The sequence below is a fragment of the Colwellia psychrerythraea genome, from assembly GCF_000764185.1.
Lineage (GTDB): Bacteria > Pseudomonadota > Gammaproteobacteria > Enterobacterales > Alteromonadaceae > Colwellia > Colwellia psychrerythraea_B.
In genome coordinates this window covers 158,922-178,227 of the sequence record NZ_JQEC01000040.1, presented here as the reverse complement: position 1 = coordinate 178,227, position 19,306 = coordinate 158,922, and the positions used below count along the sequence as shown (strand labels likewise).

Genomic DNA, 19,306 nt, shown 5'->3' with positions numbered 1-19,306 from the left:
GGCGTTGGTATGACTCCCCACGTCAAGTTAAATACACCGATCCCTGCTCATTAATTTAGAGCCATAATGTCTACTTTTAAAATAAAAGAGTTAACGCATAGATGAAGCAAGTAATTTCGTCGGTTATCATGCTGATATTCGTGGATTACTAACCTGTTGGTTAGCAGTGCCGACCTTACTTATTCCGTCGTGGCACCTGATTTCAGTCTATGCTCGTGGTTCAACGATAATAAATACCGTTGCCAGCCTAACGCCCTCGGTGGTTATGCCACAGCCGATGCTTGACCCAATGCGCTAACTCAAAACTTTTTATCATGCAGGTACTCTCGATATTCTTAATCGTGTATCAACTGGCGTAATGACTACTTCACGGGCAATAGCCCACAGGTAAGCGGCCATCTCTCTGGCAATGGCTATCACCACGACATTACGATGTTTTCCTCTACTCAGCAGCCGATTGTATCGTCGGCACAGCCTAAGTTGGGCCTGCCAAGCAATATCGGTAATTTCTTTGGGTAAGCCTTCCTGACGCTTTTGTAATTCTGTCGATATATTGGCTTTGTGCTTATATGTATGAGCGCCTTGAACAAGTAAACGCCTTGCTCGTCCATTGCCACATTTGGTAATGCTACCTAACCGCCGTTTATCACCACTGCTGTGCTCTTTTGAGACTAATCCTAGATACGACATGAGCTTTTTTGGATGGTCAAAGCGCCTTAAATCGCCAAGCTCTGCGACAATACCCGTTGCGATAAGCAGTCGAACACCTCTGACGGCTTGAAGTGCTTTAACTACAGGATAAAACCGCCACGACTTCACCTGATGAAATAATTCATTGGCCAGTCGTTTCTCTCGCTGTATTCGCTCAGTGATAACTTGTATCATTTCTTGCAAAACGATTTGTTGGCTTGGGTGAGGTAAAATGAGCTCAGTCAACCAACGAAGGTGTTGAAGTGACCAATTATCGTTGACCTTACAGCTGATGTTATTACGAAGAAATAGGGCCTTAAGTTGATATTTAGCATCCTTTAAGTCTTTCATCGCTGTTTCTCTTGCCCTTGATAGGTCGCGTATTGCTTCGTCTTCAGGCTCTGGCACATATATGGGTGTTAATTCTTCATCCTTAAGCAGTTTGGTTAATTTCAACGCATCACGTTTGTCAGTTTTTACTTTATCTCCTGGTTTCTTTGGAATTAATGAGGGGGCAACGACATAGCAGCAATGACTCAAGCTGGTCAGTAATCGGTAAATCCAATAACCACAGGGGCCTGCTTCATAAACAAAATGTAGTGTCGCCTGTGGGTATTTGGATTGATATTGCCGAGCCAATTTTGTAATGGCTGCTTTGGTCGTTTTTATTTTTCCATAATGAACGGGTTTTGCACCACGTTGGTCTTCTACATGTGCCACTTCGGTAGACACTTTATGGGTATCTAAGCCGATGAAAAGTATGTTATATTTGTACATGTTAGCCTCCAGTTTATATTGTTTAACACATATATTATGGCTCTGGTTTTACTAACCCACGAATCTGGAGGCTAGCACCTCGTGGGAGTCATTATGTCTATCGATACAAAATCTAATCCAATAGTCTAATTAGACGCAATAGCTAATGTCCGTTGTGTGGTAAAAGTGATCTTTAGTTTTTAACCAATAGTTAGTTAAAAATAACCAAATGAATAAGAATTAAGAGTTTTAAGCTAGATTCTGAAGCAATCGAGTAGGTGGGGGGGGAGACGTCTATATAATAAGTGGTAAATTTTACTCAATTTTAAGAAGGTTAAACTATGAAAAAAAGTATTTATTATTCAACTATTTTTGCATTACTAATATCCAATAGTGTGTACGCTGAAGGCTGGTGTGAATTTGATTACTATACAGTGGTCACTCACGGAACGAAAACAAATAATGTGCACCTAAACGGGAAATTAAAGGAGCAAAGTAATAGTACTTGGATAATGATTTCAGATGGTACAACAGGCAATATGAATGTCTCTTTAGCTCTGGCAGCTCAAATGGCAGGAAAAAAACTTTCAATTTACTTAGATGATGCTGCTCATACATGTGAAAATTTCCCTAGTTGGGCTGGCGTTGGTAAATTACGACATTTAAAAGTCCTATAAAAGTATAATGCATTCAAACGGACACCAAAATTTAATCCAATAGTCTAATTAGCCGCAATAGCTAAAGACTATAGTGTGGTAACTAGTGACCTTAGAACAACGAACACTGGTAGTTTTTCCTCACCGAAAGCTAACGTCATAAAAGTGCCTTAGGTGACATTAGTATTTAATTTTTTGCCATATGTTTTCTAATGAATCTGTTAAAAAGGTAATCTTTGTATTACGAGATATCACTCGGTATTTTTTAGCCGCAGCCAAACAAATATATTGTTGTGCTGTTTATTTTTACAAGTTACGGTGTTTCTGTCTGTTTGTGTGAAATAAGGCATAAACCCGTATTTCACACATCAACCAGTTTGCTGTTCTTTGTAACTTATTGATTGCATGTTTGTTGTAGGTTATTGTGATTTTATAAAAATGAAAAGAGATAAAAACTCGTGTTTAAATATGACATTTTATCTTCTAATAAGCTGTTATATGCTCCATTAAATTTCGGAGTCAATTTAAGGATAAAAATGAAATCAAACGTTATTTTAGTCAGTTGTTTATTCATTACAACAGGCTGTGTTACGGTAAAGGCCCCTGAAAACCTAGTATCTGATTCTGTTCGTGCAGGTAAAAATCTTTATCATTCTGTTAAAGATGAAATGTCAGAGTCCAAAGATGAAAGTAATAGATTTAAGTTCTCTTACCAAGTCCCAGAGAATGAATCTCATGCAATTTCAAGTAGCAAGTGTATTGATGCTGCAGTTGAAAAAGCCAAGAAAGCATTGAATAAATATAGCGTCGAAGTTAAACAAACAGAATCTAACGTAGCAATTGAAAACGGTAGAACTACCTTAAATTGCAGTGTGAGCATATAAGCTGTTAAAGCAGGACATAAAACAGTTGTCTGTTTTCAATGATTTGGGCTCCTATTGATTGGCGTTTTCAGCTTAACCTATTTTGGCCAAAGGTGAGGAGTCCATACCATTGAGGGAGTTATAAGGTACAAGTACAAGTATGAGTATGGAGTTGCGCAAAAGTATTATCGACTTTATTAGGCTGATTTCTTCTTCCCAAAAACAATTTGAATACGAAAATAATGTATCTATCGCTAATGTTTCATCTGAATTAATTTGTATGTGGTTTGATGATCTTTATCACTCAAATTCAGAGCTATTCTTAAATTCTTTTAGTGCGAAAGAGCTCGAAGATCTATCACTCTTTAATGAGTTCTATGATTTAAGAGTTAAAGACATTCCAAGTAGTGACGGCGTAAAAGGGTTACTGGAAAATAAAAGTTGGCTTGAAGTACAGTCACATGCAAATGCTTTACTTAATAAATACACTTGGTAAAGTACCTTATAACAAGCTAATAAATAAGGACTAAAAATAGTTTTCTGTTTTCGTCGCTCAACATTCAGCAAATTATTTTTAGCCCATTATTAGGGTGTTAGTTTTTTATTAAGCCTATGTGTATCGAATCTATAAAAAATGAAATAATCTCTGCTTTCAAAGACGTTAAACTCAAAGACGGAATTGGTCTATGGGAAGCTCAGGCGATTGACGATTATGAAAGTAAAGATGATCAAATTATTGCGAGAAAAAAAGACATAAAGGATGATTGGCTAAAGCTGTCAAATGAGGCTCTTTTCCATTGTGATAGCAGCTTGTCTTACTTTGATGCTCAAGGAATGTTGTTTCATCTTCCCGCTTTTATTATTGCTGAACTAAATGATAAATTAAATATAGGACCTATTTTACCTTTAACTTCATTATCTATATCTAACCCTGATATATTCAAATTATTAAACGCTAATCAAAAGCGTTGTGTCGCTATGTTTCTGGAGTGGTGTGCAGCACAACCTGAATATGATTTTGATAAGCCTGACATTGAAAGAGCATTACAGGGGTATTGGTACAAAAACTAACAAGAAATTAAACAAGGACAAAAAACAGTTGGCTTTTTGTTCACTCCGTTCACTTATTTTAGCCAACAATTTTTTGCCTGTTAATTAGGCGTTGGTTTTTAGAGTTTTGGTTAAAACTGCAATATTAAAGGATTAATTTATGTTGGAAGCAGTAGTAGAAGGTTTCTTTTATACGCTAGGGGAAATCTTAGCTTATACGTTGTGGCCTTTGCTTTATTACTCAGGTTGGCTTGTCCTAAAAGTAACGACCTTTGGTAAATATCCTCCTAGGTCAGATCCCATGTCCTTTATCCCTGACAATCATTCCAAAGTTTTTGTTAGGCTTGTTGGCTTCCTATTGTGGTGCGTAGTTGGTTATACTGTGTTTAAATATACCTGGTAAATCAAATGCATAAGCCAATTAAAGTGGACAAGTAATGCTTGGGTTTTGTTCACTTCGTTTACCATTTGAGTCAAGTGTTATTTGCTCGTTATTGGGGCGTTGGTACAGGAAAGGATATTTTGTTACAGGTAGTTGAGGATGATATCCAAAAGGAATTTCCCTCACTTAAATACTCGATTAATGAAAATAATGCTACTTTACTCAATCAAAGAGGGTTTACGGATGGAAATTAGAAAATTAATATCGTTAACACTACTTACTATTTTCTCATCTTCCTGTGTTTCCAATGAATACTCATTTAAAGAAGATACTGATAAAGTTAAGTTTAAAAATTTTACATTGGCTGTTTGTATGAATATGGCATACGGCGAAAGCTCTGATGCTTTATTGAAAGAAGCTTCCCTTGCTGCAAATGGTTATCGAGAGTTTTCAAATATTGATTTGAGTGCCTATGAAGCCTCAAGAAGTCTCATATCAAAATGGTTAAATAAAGATTACGCAAGTAAGAATGGGGGGCAAATAAACTTAATGAAATGTATAGATTTATATAACTCACCAGATCTTGAAAATGTATTTATTCAATATGACCCTTGTAAAAATAAAGAGTCTTGGTTGGATCAAGAGGAATATATTAAACACTGTACGTAGAAATGCCTGTATCAAGGCGCTCAAACGGAAAATGACAGTTGGCTCGTTCTCGTGTCATACATTATAGCCAACTGCATTTTTTAGCTTAGCGTTGGTAAACCTCACTTCTGAATTCAATAATTCTAGTGATAAATAAATTAAGGAAAATAATGAAACAAATCGAAAAAGCTATCGAGGTAGCTTACCAAAATCAAATATCATCTCTTTATGGTGTGTTATCAAATTCAATCCTCATGGCTGATAGCGATGACGGAAAACTTACTGAAGCAGAGGCTTTATTTTCCAAAGGTTTAGACTTTGCAGCTGATGTACGTAATCGTGCAAGAAAAGCAGCTGGGTTATAAGTTTACATAACAAGTAAGTCTAGGTGATGATTGCCACACCTAGACTTAGGCCCTATCGATATAAAATCTAATCCAGGCGGTGCAATTAGCTTTAATAGCTAATGACTAATCAGCCATGCTCATTCTTTATAACACTTCTTTGATAGAGTAATTTTATTGATAGTTTTCACCTATCATATTCATAATTACTATCGATTATACTAATTTAAACCTCGGCGCTATTATTATCCCATCTTAAACGAAGCACTACTTTTTATAAGCTAAGTTCTTATAAGAAGTAGGCTTCAAACAAAGTTACTTAATCTACTTAACTAAATGGGAGTTCATTATGAACCAATCACTTTCTAATCAATCAATAATCAATACTAAATTACAACCTTTTAACGCTACTGCTTTTCACAACGGTGAGTTTGTTGAATTAAGCGAAAAAGATGTTGCCGATAAATGGTCAGTATTCTTCTTCTACCCAGCTGACTTCACTTTTGTTTGTCCTACTGAATTAGGCGACATGGCAGACCACTATGCGGAATTACAAAAAATGGGTGTTGAAGTTTACTCAGTATCAACTGATACCCACTTTACTCATAAAGCATGGCATGACGTTTCAGATACTATTAACAAAATAAAATACCCTATGATTGGTGACCCAACTGGCGCAATCACGCGTAACTTCGGGGTCATGATTGAAGAAGAAGGTTTAGCACTTCGTGGTACGTTTGTAATTAACCCTGAAGGCGAAATCAAAATCGCTGAAGTACATGACCTAGGTATAGGCCGTAGCGCTGCAGAATTACTTCGTAAAGTTAAAGCTGCTCAATATGTAGCAGAGCATGACGGTGAAGTATGTCCAGCAGCATGGCAGCCAGGTGCAGATACTTTAGCGCCATCTCTAGACTTAGTAGGTAAAATCTAAAGTTTGATTAGTTAAGTTTTCCTTAGGCTTATTTAACTACCACCTACTTTTTGTTGCTCGGAAGTCGCATAGAAAGCCTATGCTCATTCCTCGCGCCTCAAGTAGGAGGCATTTAATTTAAGCCTAAAATCAAAATTAGGATCACAGCAGTGAATTAACAATCTTGCTGCGATCCTTTTAACTAAAGTTCCTTTTCCTTATCACTTTCCCTATTTCTCCTTGAATATCTATAGAGGTCATTATGTTAGACACAAATTTACAAACACAATTAAAAAGTTATTTAGAAAATTTAAAAACACCAGTCGAGCTGGTCACCTTTACTGATGAAAGTCCTAAGGCAAAAGAGCTTAGCCAATTAGTAAACCAAATCGTTGAGTTATCTCCACTGGTTACTGCTATAGATGGTAACCTTTCCTCTAGTAAATCTGAGCAAGCGAGCAATGAACGAGTGCCATCTATGTTAGTGCGCTCGGTAGCAACGGGTAGTGAAATGCGTTTTGCTGGCTTACCTATGGGTCATGAATTTACCTCGCTGGTCATGGCGTTATTACACAGCGGTTCACACCCATTAAAACTTTCTGCCGAACAAATTGAACAAGTGCGAAATCTTGACGGTGAGTTCGAATTTGAGACCTATATTTCACTAAGCTGTCAAAATTGTCCCGATGTAGTGCAAGCGTTAAATATGATGGCGGCAATCAATCCGTTAATAAAACATACCATGATTGACGGCTCATTATTTCAAACTGAAGTATTTGATCGCGACATCATGTCTGTACCCACGGTTTATTTAAATGGCGAGTCATTCGGTCAAGGACGCATGTCATTAACGGATGTATTAAATAAAGTTGATAAAAGTGCCGGTGTCCGTCAAGCCAAAGCGCTTGAGAGTAAAGCTGTTTATGACTTCTTAGTTGTTGGTGGCGGACCAGCGGGCGCTGCTGCGGCAATTTATGCAGCACGAAAAGGAATTAGTACTGGTTTAGTCGCCGATAGGTTCGGTGGACAAGTCAGTGATACCATGGCCATTGAAAACTTTATTTCAGTCAAAGCCACGCAAGGTCCAAAACTTGTTGCCAGCTTAGAAGAGCATGTGCGTGATTATGATGTTGATATAATGAATAGTAATAAAGCCAGTAAAGTGAAACGCAACGAAGAAACGGGCTTAATTGAAGTCAGTCTGGAAAATGGTGCGGTACTTAAGAGTAAAGCGGTAGTATTGGCAACAGGTGCACGCTGGCGTGAAATGAACGTGCCGGGTGAACATGAATATCGCGGTAAAGGTGTTGCTTATTGCCCTCATTGTGACGGACCATTATTTAAAGGCAAACCAGTAGCCGTAATTGGTGGCGGTAATTCAGGTATCGAAGCGGCCATTGATTTAGCAGGACTTGTTGAACATGTCACGGTATTAGAATTTGCTGAGACTTTACGTGCTGATGAAGTATTAGTGAGAAAAGCGAACTCATTGACCAATGTAACAATTATTACCAATGCACAAACTACACAAGTTAATGGCGACGGTAAACGAGTAACTAGTTTGAGCTACACTGATCGCAGCACGGATGAAAGCCATGAGTTAACATTAGCGGGCATTTTTGTACAAATAGGTTTAATGCCTAACAGTGAGTTTTTACAAGGTGATATAGAGTTAACTAATCGCGGTGAAATTATTGCCGGTGCTCGCGGTGAAACTTCAATTGCGGGTGTATTTGCTGCCGGTGATGTAACCAATAGCCCTTTTAAGCAAATTATTATTGCTATGGGCAGTGGTGCTAATGCAGCACTAGGCGGTTTTGATTACCTTATTCGCCAAGATGTTTAAAATATTCAACTCTGTTTTATAAATAAAACCGCTTAAATTAATTTTAAGCGGTTTTTTATTTATAAAGATGATTTCTTTTTATTCATGCAGCACTAAAGCCTGAGCTTCTTCAAACTTACTACTGTAGCCACTTCAAGCAAACAGGCGGTTAATTGCTCAATGTTAATAGGTTTAGCGAGATGTTTAGTAAATCCGACTGACATCGCCTTGTCTTTGCTGCGCGTATCTGCATCGGCAGTTAAAGCAAAAATAGCTAAATTAGCGTACCTTGGCATTGCTCTAATTTTTTCAGTTGCTTGATAACCATCTAGTACTGGCATCTGACAATCCATCAAAATTACGTCTATGGGCTCTTTTTGCAAATAGTCGATGGCCAGTTGACCATTTTCAACAATTACTGGGTCAATGCCCAATTTGGTTAACACCGTTTTTATCAATTTTTGATTTATGTGGTTATCTTCAGCAACTAATACTTTTAGTTGGGATAGATCATTAATGGCGCTATAAGCTGTAACCTTTTGTTCTGATTGATACGATTTACTTTGTTCTTGTTGATTTGCTAGTTGCTGAAATGCGTTCTCCCCTAATTTCGCTGCTTTAGGCAGAGTGTGAGTAAGGGGCAGCCAACAGGTAAAGGTAAAAGTAGTGCCCATGGTCACTTCACTTTTTATGCTGATATCTCCTGCCATCAGTCGGCTAAGTTTCTTGGCTATAGTTAAGCCTAAACCTGTGCCACCAAAATCACGGGAGGTAGAATCATCCACTTGAGTGAAAGGTTGGAATAGACTATCAATTCGCTCTTTAGCAATGCCAATACCGGTATCTTTTATTTTTAACGATATAAGTGCTTTGTTTTCTGAAATTTTCAACAAGTCTGCGCTAAGAGAAACACTGCCACTATGAGTAAATTTCATCGCGTTACCGCACAAGTTCATTAATACTTGTTCTATGCGAGTTCGATCGCCCATAAAATTCACCGCTTCCGGGATATTATCGTTTAAATGCCAAGTGAGTTTTTTGTTACTCGCTTGACCTTCAAATAAACTATAAATACGATGTAAAACTAAGTGCAGATCAAACGCTTCATTGGTAAGGAATAACTGCTCGGCTTCAATTTTTGAGATATCAAGTATGTTATTTACTATGTGCAGCAGTATGTCGGATGATATATCAATGTGCTGTAAATAAGATTTTATTTCATCAAAATTGTTGGATGCTTTAGCTAGTTGGGCAAAACCAAGTACTGAGTTCATCGGCGTTCTAATTTCATGACTCATATTTGCTAGAAACTGACTTTTGGCCTGATTTGCGTAGTTTGCTTCTTCCATTGCCACCTTTAAAGATTCCGTGCGTTGCTCAACTAAGTTATTGAGTTGCAGTTGCCTATTGTTCATCAGTAATAGTGAGGTAATGATAGTAGTTGCTATAACAACCAGTAATAAGAAAAACTGCAAAAAGTCTTGGCTCTGTTGCTGGCTAAGATAATTTTTGTTAACGGATAAGTGAATATACCAAGTTTGGCCTGCAACATTAAAAGCGTGGCTAAATTGTTTGTTTATATCTTTTGATCTTTGATGGTTCTCTTGAGTATTAGCGATAAACCATTTTGCTTTGTTTTGCTCAAATACCTTAAAATGAAAGAGCTTTTGTTGTGACTCACTAATAGCATTATTAATTATTTTATCTGCTAAAAATACTCCTGTTGCAAAGCCAAGTAATTTTCTATGAGCTGTTTTTAATTCTTGTTGGGATTGTTCAAACACGGGAAAAAATAGTAAAAATGCTGGTTCTTTTTTAAATGATTGTACTAGCTGAATAATGGGGGTCGCCTGTGGTTGATAATTTACCATCGTATTATCTAGGGTCATTTTTCGTGACGGATTTGAATAAACATTAAAACCTATTGCTTTACTATTGCCTTCCTCTGGACTGATGAGTTTCACATAAACCATATCATCCTCAATAGATAAAGGTTTACCTCGTATTGCGACCTCTTTTTGATATATATGTATCAGCTGACTCTCATGTTCGGCTTTTTCTGCTTGTTTAATCAGTGGGTTCCAAGACATAGCTTTAAGCGTGTTAGCACTTTGTGTGAGGCTATAAACAAAGGAGTGAAACTCTGCACGTGAGGCATCTGGGTGGTGTTGAACGAAGTCAGCTAATAAACTTAATTGGGCAATGCTGCTGCTTATTTGTCGGTAAATACTATTTTCTATTACTTTTACTTCTTTGGTTACCAGTTCATCGGTATCTACATTGGAGTTAGTAATAAAAAACTGGGTTAGCAAAATAATAATGATAAACAGAGCACTGACAGAATATAAAATTATCCACCTAGCTTTACGCTGCTCAGTTTGTAATTGACGAAAGTTAAGTAAACTGAAGATAAAGGGTAAGGACAGTATTATTCCTAATGAATCACCTAACCACCAAAAAATCCAATTTAATTGAAAATCATCAGCAGTATATTGAGGATTTAATGCAGTAAGAGCACTCACCCCTATAGTTGCCGATATAAGATTAACAAGAATACCGACAATAAAAATGAAATAGATAGTGTTTTTGTTCTGCCATTGGTTGATTGGATTACCAAGCCAATATCTAAGTAGTGCACTACCCACCATAGCTTGCAAGCCGGCACCAGTCGCTATAATTGCATTTTGTATAGAGGCGGTTGAAAATAAAAGTGTTGAGTCAAAGTTAAGGGTAAATGAAAAGTTAAAAATGTAGGATGCCAAAAATACTGCTGGGAAAAATCGCCACCACCATAAATAGCAGCCGACCAGTGCTATACCAGCCGGTAGCCAAATATAGATTATTTGGCTTTCAAAAGTAATGGATGATAAAAAGTAGCCGGAAATAATATAACTAGCAAATAGTGTTAAATATAAATGCCAAGTTTTAGCGAGTGAATAAATGTCTTTTGATGGGAAGGTGTTTTCCACAAAATACCTTTGCTTATAATTTCTTTGGGCTGAAATTAACTATAAACCAAAAGTGCATATTTACAACATGTTGGAAGTTTTTGTTATGCTTGGTAAATATAACGTTGCTTCACGAAAATGTGTTTAGTTAGGTTTTTGCTTTAGCGGATTTTAATCAGATTATTTTCTGCTGTTTATGCTTCCTGAATATCTATTCTTTAAGTATCAACTTGCGGCGCTTGTTAAGGCTGATTTTAGCATAATTAAAGCTACAAGCTAAGTGGTGCATAAATTGCTTGCAATAGAAGCGTCAATATATTGTGGGAATGATCAAATGATCAATGATTTAGGCCTTTATGGTGCCATTTTTAATAATAATTCAACAGTGACGAAAAATAATGCCACTGAAATACAAACGGCCACAGAAAAGCTTGCTGAAAATAGTATTAAAAGTGAGGGAGCAACTGATGTTGCCGACAATATATTTTTATCAAGTAAAGCTCATAAAATAAATGCCATTAGCACTGAATTTTTTAGTGGTGCCCAACTGACATTTGATGATATAGGCAAGTTGAAAGAAAAACTTTACCAATTTGGCCTTATATCAAAAGGTGATTATGCCGCGTTAACTAGTGATACTGTAAATAAGTCAAATGATGAGATTAACGAACAAATGTCGACTACCGTATTAACGAGTTATATTGGTAATTTTATTGAACGTCTGAATGTCGATAAAGCCAGTGAAACCGATAATGATACCCAAGCTGATGAGGTAGTCACTGAAAGTGAAACCATAGTAGCTTTAACTGCCGCACTAACTACCGCCAAAGCAATCCTAGTGAATGTTGAAGAGCAGAAGCAGCAAGCAGATTTTAAATCATCGCTGCAAAATACATTACTTTTACTTAAAGAGACTATCAATGATAAATCATTTACAGATTTACCCACTGATGATCAAATAGGATTGTCTAAGGTACATCAAGCGCTGGAAATTGTTGACCGCTTATCCCCACAAAGATTGAATAACGATAAGGTGAATCAATATATTGAGTTAGCTTTTAGGTAGTAGTTTAAGGCTTTTATTTTGTTCGATATACTAATCTAGTAACAATGACTTTCTGATATACTCAATAGAACAAAATGCTAGGCTCATGGCACGGCTGTATAGCTATCACATTCATATTGATGGTAAGGGATTATAATTGCGTTTTTTTAAAGTTACTTTAGCCATTTTTTTGGTCATTGTTGTTGCCCTTGTCTCTGTATTCTTTGCCCGTAGTTCTGTGGTCACTTCTTTAGTAAATGATTATTTAACGCAACACAACAGCACAATACGCTGCATCGATTTTACCGTTAATGCTGAATTTGATTTGGTTATTACTAAGTTATGCATTGACTCACCCTATGCTGATATTGAGTTAGTTGATAGCATCATTGAGTGGCGGTTTGAACCGAGTAATTTAGCGATAGATAAAATAGCTGAAGTAATTTCGGCGATCAAAATTACCTCGGCAAAAGTGCGTGTTAAAACTGATGTTGGCTTAACATCAAGCCCAACTCAATCACATGTACCGCTTAACAAATTACCTAGTAGTATAAGGCAGTTAATGTATGGCATAGCTGAATTTACTTTGCCTATTGCTATCAATATCGACAGCTTTAGTTACCAGCCATTTTTTGCTGATTCTGTTAATGATACTGATAAAGCAAAACAAAGTTATCAAGGTAAGTTTTCAGCTAATACAGAGAAAACCTTCTTATCTTTATTTAATGCTACAAAAGCACAAGTAGTGTCGCTGGATTTGACTCGAACAGAGGCAGACTTTACGGCCAATCTAAATGCTGATTTAGCTAAGTTAAAACAGCTGTTAAAACTTCATCATTCTATATTACCGCCAGCATTATCCGAGCTATTAATACATAGAAAAAATACTGCTTGGTCTGTTACTGGTAAATTTAGCAGCCAGATTGGCTGGCATAAACAAGTATTGAGTCTGAAAAACAAACTCAGTAATTTTTCTTTTCAGACTAAGCAAGGTTTTGCACAGTCAGGGTCTATTGGCGTCGGCGCAACATTGGCTTGGCAAGCTTCTTTAGCGGGTGAAAACCTGCAAATTGATTTTGCTAAAAATAGTGTCATTAAACTGCTTTTTGAGCAGCAAAAACTGACAGAGTTTTTTTCTGCGCAAGTGAACGATAAACAACTGAAACAATTAGTTGCAGACAACGCAATGCATAAGGTGGCTATTAAGCCTTTAGGTTTAATAAAAGTAGACTTTAAACAACAAAATATAACCAGCGATGGTGTGACGTTGTTCAGTACCAACTTAACTAAACCGCTGATACTTTCATTTAATAATATAGCCTTTAATTATACTGATGAATCAGAACTCACGGTTAACCTGCAAAAAGCGCAATTCTCACTAACAGGTCAAGCCAAAATTGCTCAATTACAGCCGTATAGTACACGTCCCCTAAAGTTAAATATTACTGGTAAAATTACTCAGCAAAGTGATGTTTGGTTAGTTGGCTTAGGCCAAGAAACTTTCATTGAAATAACTCAGTTAAGCCTACCGCTAACTAAGTCTACTGATGCAAAAAGAAAAGCTGCTCAACAAGCACCAAGCATTGAATCACTCATTAGTCGATGGCAAGGCAATGTGTTTTTTGCTAAAAATACGGAGAAAAGTCTGGATAATAGTCATGCCGGTCTGACTTTTGATCTGCAAGTGAATAACCAGGTTAGCCACTTTAATCTTGCTAAAACTATTCATCTTAATGCTCTTGAGTTAAATAGTAAGTTAAGTGGTAGTCTTGATAATATAGTGATTAATACCAACGTTATTGCTGAGCAATTGCCTGTAGTTATGGCGAAGGTAAGCGGTGATATACGTCAGCCAAAAGTAGAGCTATCAGCAAACAATCTATTAATTACTGACCTATTGGCATTAAAGGTGAAACCACCTGTGCCGTTAAATCTTATTGATGGTAAGTTGAATTACCATTTATCAGGGCACATAAAAAATAGTGCAGATCTTCTGGCTAATCCGATGTTATTAGCGTTATCAATAGAAGATGTTACTGGAGAAGTCGATGGTATTTGGTTGCAAGAGCTTCATTGGCAACAGAAATTTATTATAGAAAATGGCCAAGTAAAGTCGCTAACTGCAGATATTAACGGTAATGCTAAAGTGATAAACAATCTGACCATTGCCAAAATAGAAACCGCGATACCTATTACTCAGTTATCGACGAATACCTTGATTGATTTTTCAGAGGGAGAAATTAGTCTTGTAGCTAAAAATACTCATGGAAATTTGTTGGATGGTCGTTTCGACATTGTTCAGGTGCAATGGCCGTTCAGTAAAGATTCAGTTATGGATGTTAAACTAACTGAAATAGATTTAGAAAAACTACTCGAATTAGATAAAAAACAGGGCATCGTTGTTACCGGTAAGGTTTCAGGGCAATTCCCCATATTTTATGATGGTGAGAAATTTCTTATCAAAGAAGGCAGTTTGCACAATGTCGGTGATGGTCTTATTCAAGTTTATAATAATCCGGCGGTCGTAGAGTTAAAAAGTAGTAGTACCGAATTACAGTTGGCATTTAATGCCTTAGAAAACTTACATTATCATCATTTAACTTCAGCAGTATCAATGGCTGATGATGGTTATATGTTGCTGGTTACTGAAATCAAGGGCAGAAACCCTGATTTAGATAATGAAGTTAATTTAAATTTAAATCTTAGCTATGACTTATTAGGTTTGCTAGAGTCACTTAATATCACCGAGCACTTTGAGAATAAAGTTATCAAAGGCTTACAGCCATGATATTGCAAATATGAGTTTCAGGTATCTCAGCTGAATCCTGTATATTGAGGTAACATGGCTATACAAAAACAATAAGGAACATTTATGTATAAAATACTGGCACCTTTGCTAGCTGTTTTTTTATTTACTGCTTGTACTCATAGAGTTGAAGTAAGTGCTAAAGAGCCGATCACCATTAATCTCAATCTCAAAATTGACCATGAGATTCGAGTCAAAGTAGATAAAGAACTTGATGATATTTTCAGTGACGATAGCGACATCTTTTAGGAGCAATTATGAATAAACTAATAAAACACTCAATTAAGCACTCAATTAAACTTTCAATTAAGAGAGTGAGCTTAGTACTCATTGCCTCTAGCATTGCGTTTTCAGCCTGGGCCATTTCATTAGATCAAGCTAAACAGCAGGGCCTTGTGGGCGAAATGCCTAATGGCTATTTAGGTGTGGTGGTGACGGGTGCTGAAGTTAGTAGTTTAGTTGATATGGTCAATAAAAAGCGCAAAGACATTTACCTGAACCTAGCGCGTAAAAATAAAATCACTATGCAACAAGTTACTAAGTTAGCGGGTGAAAAGTCTATTGCTAAGACACAGCCAGGACATTTAATTAAAAATTCTTCTGGCCAGTGGGTGAAGAAGTAATTTACCACTAGCGCTTTAAATGATAGAAAACTAGCCGCGGGACTTTTTGAGTATCGCGGCTTTTTTATATTTTGTTGTGCACAATCGCCAAGCAATTTAAGTTTTTTATTTACTGGTTTTATTACTTATATCAGCATAATAGCTTTTGGTTTTATTATTCTCTCCAATGAGCATTATTACTACTATTATTAAAGGACTAACCTGTTAGTCGATCTTAGTAGGAGACGAGATGAATATCTTAATAACCGGTGGCACAGGCTTAATCGGTAGGCACTTTATCAACGCATTTCAGCAGCCGTATCAATTCACCGTATTAACGCGTAATAGCCAAAAAGCTGCAAAGATTTTACCCCAATGCGTGGAGTTTATCGAAGAATTGCCAGAGCAAAATACTTTTGAGGTGATAATAAACCTTGCCGGTGAACCTATTGTTGATAAGCGCTGGACTGAAATGCAAAAAGAAAAAATCTGTCAAAGTCGTTGGCAAATAACTGAACAAGTTATTGCTATGATAAAGCGCGCTAAATTTAAACCCGCTTGTTTGATTAGCGGCTCAGCTATTGGTTATTATGGTGAAACGGGTAAAAAATTAACGGGTGAAGAAGTACAAGTCAGCCATGAGGATTTTGCTCATTTATTATGTAAAAAGTGGGAAGATATCGCCCAAGAGGCTAGCGAACATTGCCGAGTAGTATTGTTACGTACTGGTGTTGTTTTAGCTAATGATGGTGGCGCACTCGCAAAAATGCGCTTACCATTTTATTTAGCTTTAGGAGGCAAACTTGGCCATGGTCAGCAATATATGTCTTGGATACATATCGAGGACATGATTCATGCTATTCAATTTTGCATACTAACAGCAAGCATTAACGGCGCTATTAATTGTACTTCGCCACAGGCATCAACCAATGCCGAATTTACCAAAGCTTTAGGACAACAACTACATCGTCCCACTTGGTTTAGCGTACCCGAATCTATGCTCAATATTTTAATGGGGCAAGGGGCTGAACTATTACTAACTAGCCAAAATATTTATCCGCAAAAGTTACTCGAGCAAGGTTTTGATTTTAATCACAGTAACCTTAAGTATGCTCTTGCGGATTTGCTCTAACTACTGTTTTTTAAAAGTATTACCATCGTAGCTTAAACTAGATATTTCATTGTCTACTTGATTAAACTGAAGCATATTGCCATTAAACATAACAAATTCTGTTCGGATAGAGTTAGGTTTGGTAAATGCCAATGCTGAGGTTTTCAATTGCCCCCAAGTTAAGGCGAAGTTTTCTTCATCATCAAGACTTATTTCAATACTGCCTAATGTTGGATGAGCGTACTTGCCGCTGTAATCCTTTTTATCATTCGATAGCTGCCACTCTCTACTAGCTAATTTAGCTTTATGTTTAGCCAGCATGGTTGGCATTTCTTCTGCAACAGAAGTCACCGTTTCTAAACCTGATTTAGCTTCAACAGTACCATCAGACTGTCCTAATAATATCGAATAAGCTATATGACTGATTGCACCGGTAACACGTCGGCTAATAAAGTCTTCATTGTTAAGTACCACTAGACCAATATTTTTTTCAGGCATAAATGAAATAAGGGCATGGGTGCCAGCAAAGCCACCTAAGTGATGTAACATACGCTCGCCATGATAATCACCGGTAAACCAACCCCAAGCATAACCATCACGAATAAAGTCATCATATTTTCCTTCAGCTATTATTTGCTGGCTCTGTGAGGTTTTAATAATACTTGCTGGAATAACTTGTTTACCATTCACTTTACCTTGATTGAGCTGGGCAATTACCATCTGTGCCATGTCACTTGCCGAAGTCACCATACCGCCTGCTGAGTGCATGGTGTTATCAACTTTCTCAAGATAAAGTGGTTCGGTTTTTTTATGCTCAATAGAGTTGATAAACGAATAAGGTTTGGCAACATCCCCATTTTTTCTCGCTGTCGACATAACTGAACTGGTGTGCTTCATACCTAGTGGCGTGAAAACATTATTTTGCATTTTTTCTTGCCAAGTTAGTTTATTATTCGAGTCTGACCAAACACTCAATAAGTTATAACCAAAATTAGTGTAATCAAATTCCCCGTGTTTGTTTTTTTCAAGTTCGGTGGTTTGCTCAAATAGCATCTGCTTGCGACTCGATAAATCATGAATACCGGTATAGGCCACAGCCCAGCCAAGATCTTCATTTTCTATGCCCGAGCCATGTACCAATAAATCTTGTACCGTCACTCGGTTAAGTACTTCAGGGGATAACTGCTTAAACGATGCTTTCGGAAATAAGCTTGCTAAAGTATCGTTGGCTTGTAATTCTTTATTATCGATATCAATTAACGTGCTTAAGGCATAAAAAGGTTTAGTGGTTGAGGCAACATAAAAAGTGGTTTCTTCAGTTACTGGTTTTTTATTGGCGATATCGCTATAGCCAAAGTTCTGTTGATAAATAATTTTACCGTCTTTGATAATGGCAATGGCGGTGCCAGAAGGTAATGCTGTTGTTGCTTTAGCTTGCTTCACAAACTTTGTTAACGCTGAAAAGTCTGTGGCTTGTGCGTTGTGTACAGAACTGGTTGCCAGGACCGTACTTAATAGGGCTAGATAAGTCATTTTAATCATTGTAATTTCCTTGTATTGAGCCGTTAGTTGTTTATTGTTTTTTTTATTATTGTCTTGCTACTGTTGATAACGAGATTTAAAATTAGTAAATACATTATTTTCAGTAGAAAAAGGATGTAAATGTTCAGTTTCATCCAATATTTGTTGGCAAAGTTTGATATCACCAGCAGGAATGGCCTGTTTTAAGTCGGTTAGTATCAATTCGTAAATTAACCCGCAATACATTTCCATGCATATCAATGCGCTTTTGGATTTAAATGCTTGAATTACCTCTAATAAGTCTGCTGTTAATATTGCTGTTAATGAATCCTCTCCATCAGCGCAAAGCTTAAAAGAGCTATGATTGGTTTTGGCATAAACCTGTTTGCCATTTTGTCTAAGGGTGATCTGAGCACCTTTAATAGTGATGGCTTGATAAACCTTAATGCGTACTTCAACCCCACGTGCTGCCGCTTGCTCTAAAAAGGGGGCAAAGTATTCAGCAGTCTCAGGTTTTAATTCTGCCACTATAATTGAGCTTGCTTGTGCAATGATGAGCTTGGCTGTAGTAAGCACTTGTTCGGTATTTTTTAATTGGTAAACATTCTCATCATCTTGCTGAGCAGGAAGCTGTTTTAGCTGCTGCTCTAATTCTGATATGTTCTCTGAAAAACGTGATTGGGCGCTCTTTAGTACTTGTTGCCATGGGGCCGCGTGACAAATTTTACTGTCACCTACCGTAATTTCAACGGCGCCTTTATTTGATAAACCTTCCACCGCTTTATAAACATTCGCTACTGCTTTGCCAATACCCTTTGCTACGGCATAGCCAGTATTATCACCGTTGATCAGCAAGTGTAAGTACACTTCACTTTCTAATTGGGTGAAGCCTAATAGACATAATTGGCTGGTTAGCACTTGCTGTTGGCTTTGTTGGTTTTTACTCATCGGATAAATGTTTATTTAGTAGTAGTAAGTGATACTACTATAATTCGTTTCACTTTGATTATGCAATTTTTATATCTTTGGCGTTTGTAACAAGAAAATTATAAATCAGCTGCAGAGCCTTATTTTATTGACATGAGAGCTGTGTTTATAGAATAAAAAAAGTGCCTTATCAGTTTGCTAACTGATAAGGCACTTTTA

18 protein-coding genes are annotated in these 19,306 nt (G+C 37.0%); 14 read left to right on the top strand and 4 right to left on the bottom strand.

What is annotated here, in order from left to right; all coding sequences use genetic code 11:
- Positions 1–166: 166 nt before the first annotated feature.
- Positions 167–298, top strand: coding sequence for a hypothetical protein (locus tag GAB14E_RS25565; RefSeq protein ID WP_269429112.1), 132 nt, complete (start codon positions 167–169; stop codon positions 296–298).
- Between the two features lie 14 nt (positions 299–312).
- Here the strand turns inward: GAB14E_RS25565 and GAB14E_RS08545 are convergent, their stop codons facing one another.
- The gene (locus GAB14E_RS08545) at positions 313–1,467 is read right to left on the bottom strand and encodes an IS110 family RNA-guided transposase (protein WP_033081990.1); all 1,155 of its coding nucleotides are present in this window, start codon (positions 1,465–1,467) and stop codon (positions 313–315) included.
- 320 nt (positions 1,468–1,787) lie between these two features.
- On the opposite strand from GAB14E_RS08545, the gene GAB14E_RS08550 reads away from it, so the two are divergent.
- The 8 genes from GAB14E_RS08550 (at position 1,788) to ahpF (ending at position 8,148) form a co-directional block, all read left to right on the top strand.
- Complete coding sequence (locus GAB14E_RS08550; RefSeq protein ID WP_033082965.1) at positions 1,788–2,123, top strand: hypothetical protein; 336 nt, start codon at positions 1,788–1,790, stop codon at positions 2,121–2,123.
- 515 nt (positions 2,124–2,638) lie between these two features.
- Positions 2,639–2,986 (top strand): hypothetical protein, encoded by a 348-nt coding sequence (locus tag GAB14E_RS08555; RefSeq protein ID WP_033082964.1) that lies wholly within the window; start codon positions 2,639–2,641, stop codon positions 2,984–2,986.
- A 139-nt stretch (positions 2,987–3,125) separates the two neighbouring features.
- The gene (locus tag GAB14E_RS08560) at positions 3,126–3,461 is read left to right on the top strand and encodes a hypothetical protein (protein WP_033082963.1); all 336 of its coding nucleotides are present in this window, start codon (positions 3,126–3,128) and stop codon (positions 3,459–3,461) included.
- A 116-nt stretch (positions 3,462–3,577) separates the two neighbouring features.
- Positions 3,578–4,036 (top strand): DUF6714 family protein, encoded by a 459-nt coding sequence (locus tag GAB14E_RS08565; protein WP_033082962.1) that lies wholly within the window; start codon positions 3,578–3,580, stop codon positions 4,034–4,036.
- Positions 4,037–4,640: 604 nt separating this feature from the next.
- Complete coding sequence (locus GAB14E_RS08580) at positions 4,641–5,066, top strand: T6SS amidase immunity protein Tai4 family protein (RefSeq protein ID WP_033082959.1); 426 nt, start codon at positions 4,641–4,643, stop codon at positions 5,064–5,066.
- A gap of 149 nt (positions 5,067–5,215) precedes the next feature.
- Complete coding sequence (locus tag GAB14E_RS08585; RefSeq protein WP_033082958.1) at positions 5,216–5,410, top strand: hypothetical protein; 195 nt, start codon at positions 5,216–5,218, stop codon at positions 5,408–5,410.
- A gap of 328 nt (positions 5,411–5,738) precedes the next feature.
- Positions 5,739–6,323, top strand: a complete 585-nt coding sequence (gene ahpC, locus GAB14E_RS08590; protein ID WP_033082957.1) for an alkyl hydroperoxide reductase subunit C — start codon at positions 5,739–5,741, stop codon at positions 6,321–6,323.
- Positions 6,324–6,564: 241 nt separating this feature from the next.
- Positions 6,565–8,148, top strand: a complete 1,584-nt coding sequence (gene ahpF, locus GAB14E_RS08595; protein WP_033082956.1) for an alkyl hydroperoxide reductase subunit F — start codon at positions 6,565–6,567, stop codon at positions 8,146–8,148.
- A gap of 92 nt (positions 8,149–8,240) precedes the next feature.
- On the opposite strand, the gene GAB14E_RS08600 is transcribed toward ahpF, so the two are convergent.
- Positions 8,241–11,096: a CHASE domain-containing protein gene (locus GAB14E_RS08600; RefSeq protein WP_052093781.1), complete on the bottom strand. Its 2,856-nt coding sequence runs from the start codon at positions 11,094–11,096 to the stop codon at positions 8,241–8,243.
- A gap of 313 nt (positions 11,097–11,409) precedes the next feature.
- Here GAB14E_RS08600 and GAB14E_RS08605 point away from each other — a divergent pair, with 313 nt between their 5' ends.
- The 5 genes from GAB14E_RS08605 (at position 11,410) to GAB14E_RS08625 (ending at position 16,660) form a co-directional block, all read left to right on the top strand.
- Positions 11,410–12,141: a hypothetical protein gene (locus tag GAB14E_RS08605; protein WP_033082955.1), complete on the top strand. Its 732-nt coding sequence runs from the start codon at positions 11,410–11,412 to the stop codon at positions 12,139–12,141.
- A 136-nt stretch (positions 12,142–12,277) separates the two neighbouring features.
- Entirely contained in the window at positions 12,278–14,908 is a 2,631-nt protein-coding gene (locus GAB14E_RS08610) for an intermembrane phospholipid transport protein YdbH family protein (RefSeq protein ID WP_033082954.1), read from the top strand.
- An 84-nt stretch (positions 14,909–14,992) separates the two neighbouring features.
- On the top strand, positions 14,993–15,175 hold the full coding sequence (locus tag GAB14E_RS08615; protein ID WP_033082953.1) for a YnbE family lipoprotein: 183 nt from the start codon (positions 14,993–14,995) through the stop codon (positions 15,173–15,175).
- A gap of 8 nt (positions 15,176–15,183) precedes the next feature.
- Positions 15,184–15,549 carry a YdbL family probable chaperone protein gene (locus GAB14E_RS08620; RefSeq protein WP_052093780.1) on the top strand — a complete coding sequence of 122 codons (366 nt, stop codon included), beginning with the start codon at positions 15,184–15,186 and terminating at the stop codon, positions 15,547–15,549.
- 229 nt (positions 15,550–15,778) lie between these two features.
- Positions 15,779–16,660, top strand: a complete 882-nt coding sequence (locus GAB14E_RS08625; RefSeq protein WP_033082952.1) for a TIGR01777 family oxidoreductase — start codon at positions 15,779–15,781, stop codon at positions 16,658–16,660.
- Here GAB14E_RS08625 and GAB14E_RS08630 read toward each other — a convergent pair whose 3' ends face one another.
- Positions 16,661–18,181, bottom strand: coding sequence for a serine hydrolase domain-containing protein (locus tag GAB14E_RS08630; RefSeq protein WP_033082951.1), 1,521 nt, complete (start codon positions 18,179–18,181; stop codon positions 16,661–16,663).
- Positions 18,182–18,238: 57 nt separating this feature from the next.
- The gene (locus tag GAB14E_RS08635; protein ID WP_033082950.1) at positions 18,239–19,108 is read right to left on the bottom strand and encodes a TrmB family transcriptional regulator; all 870 of its coding nucleotides are present in this window, start codon (positions 19,106–19,108) and stop codon (positions 18,239–18,241) included.
- Between the last annotated feature and the right edge of the window lie 198 nt (positions 19,109–19,306).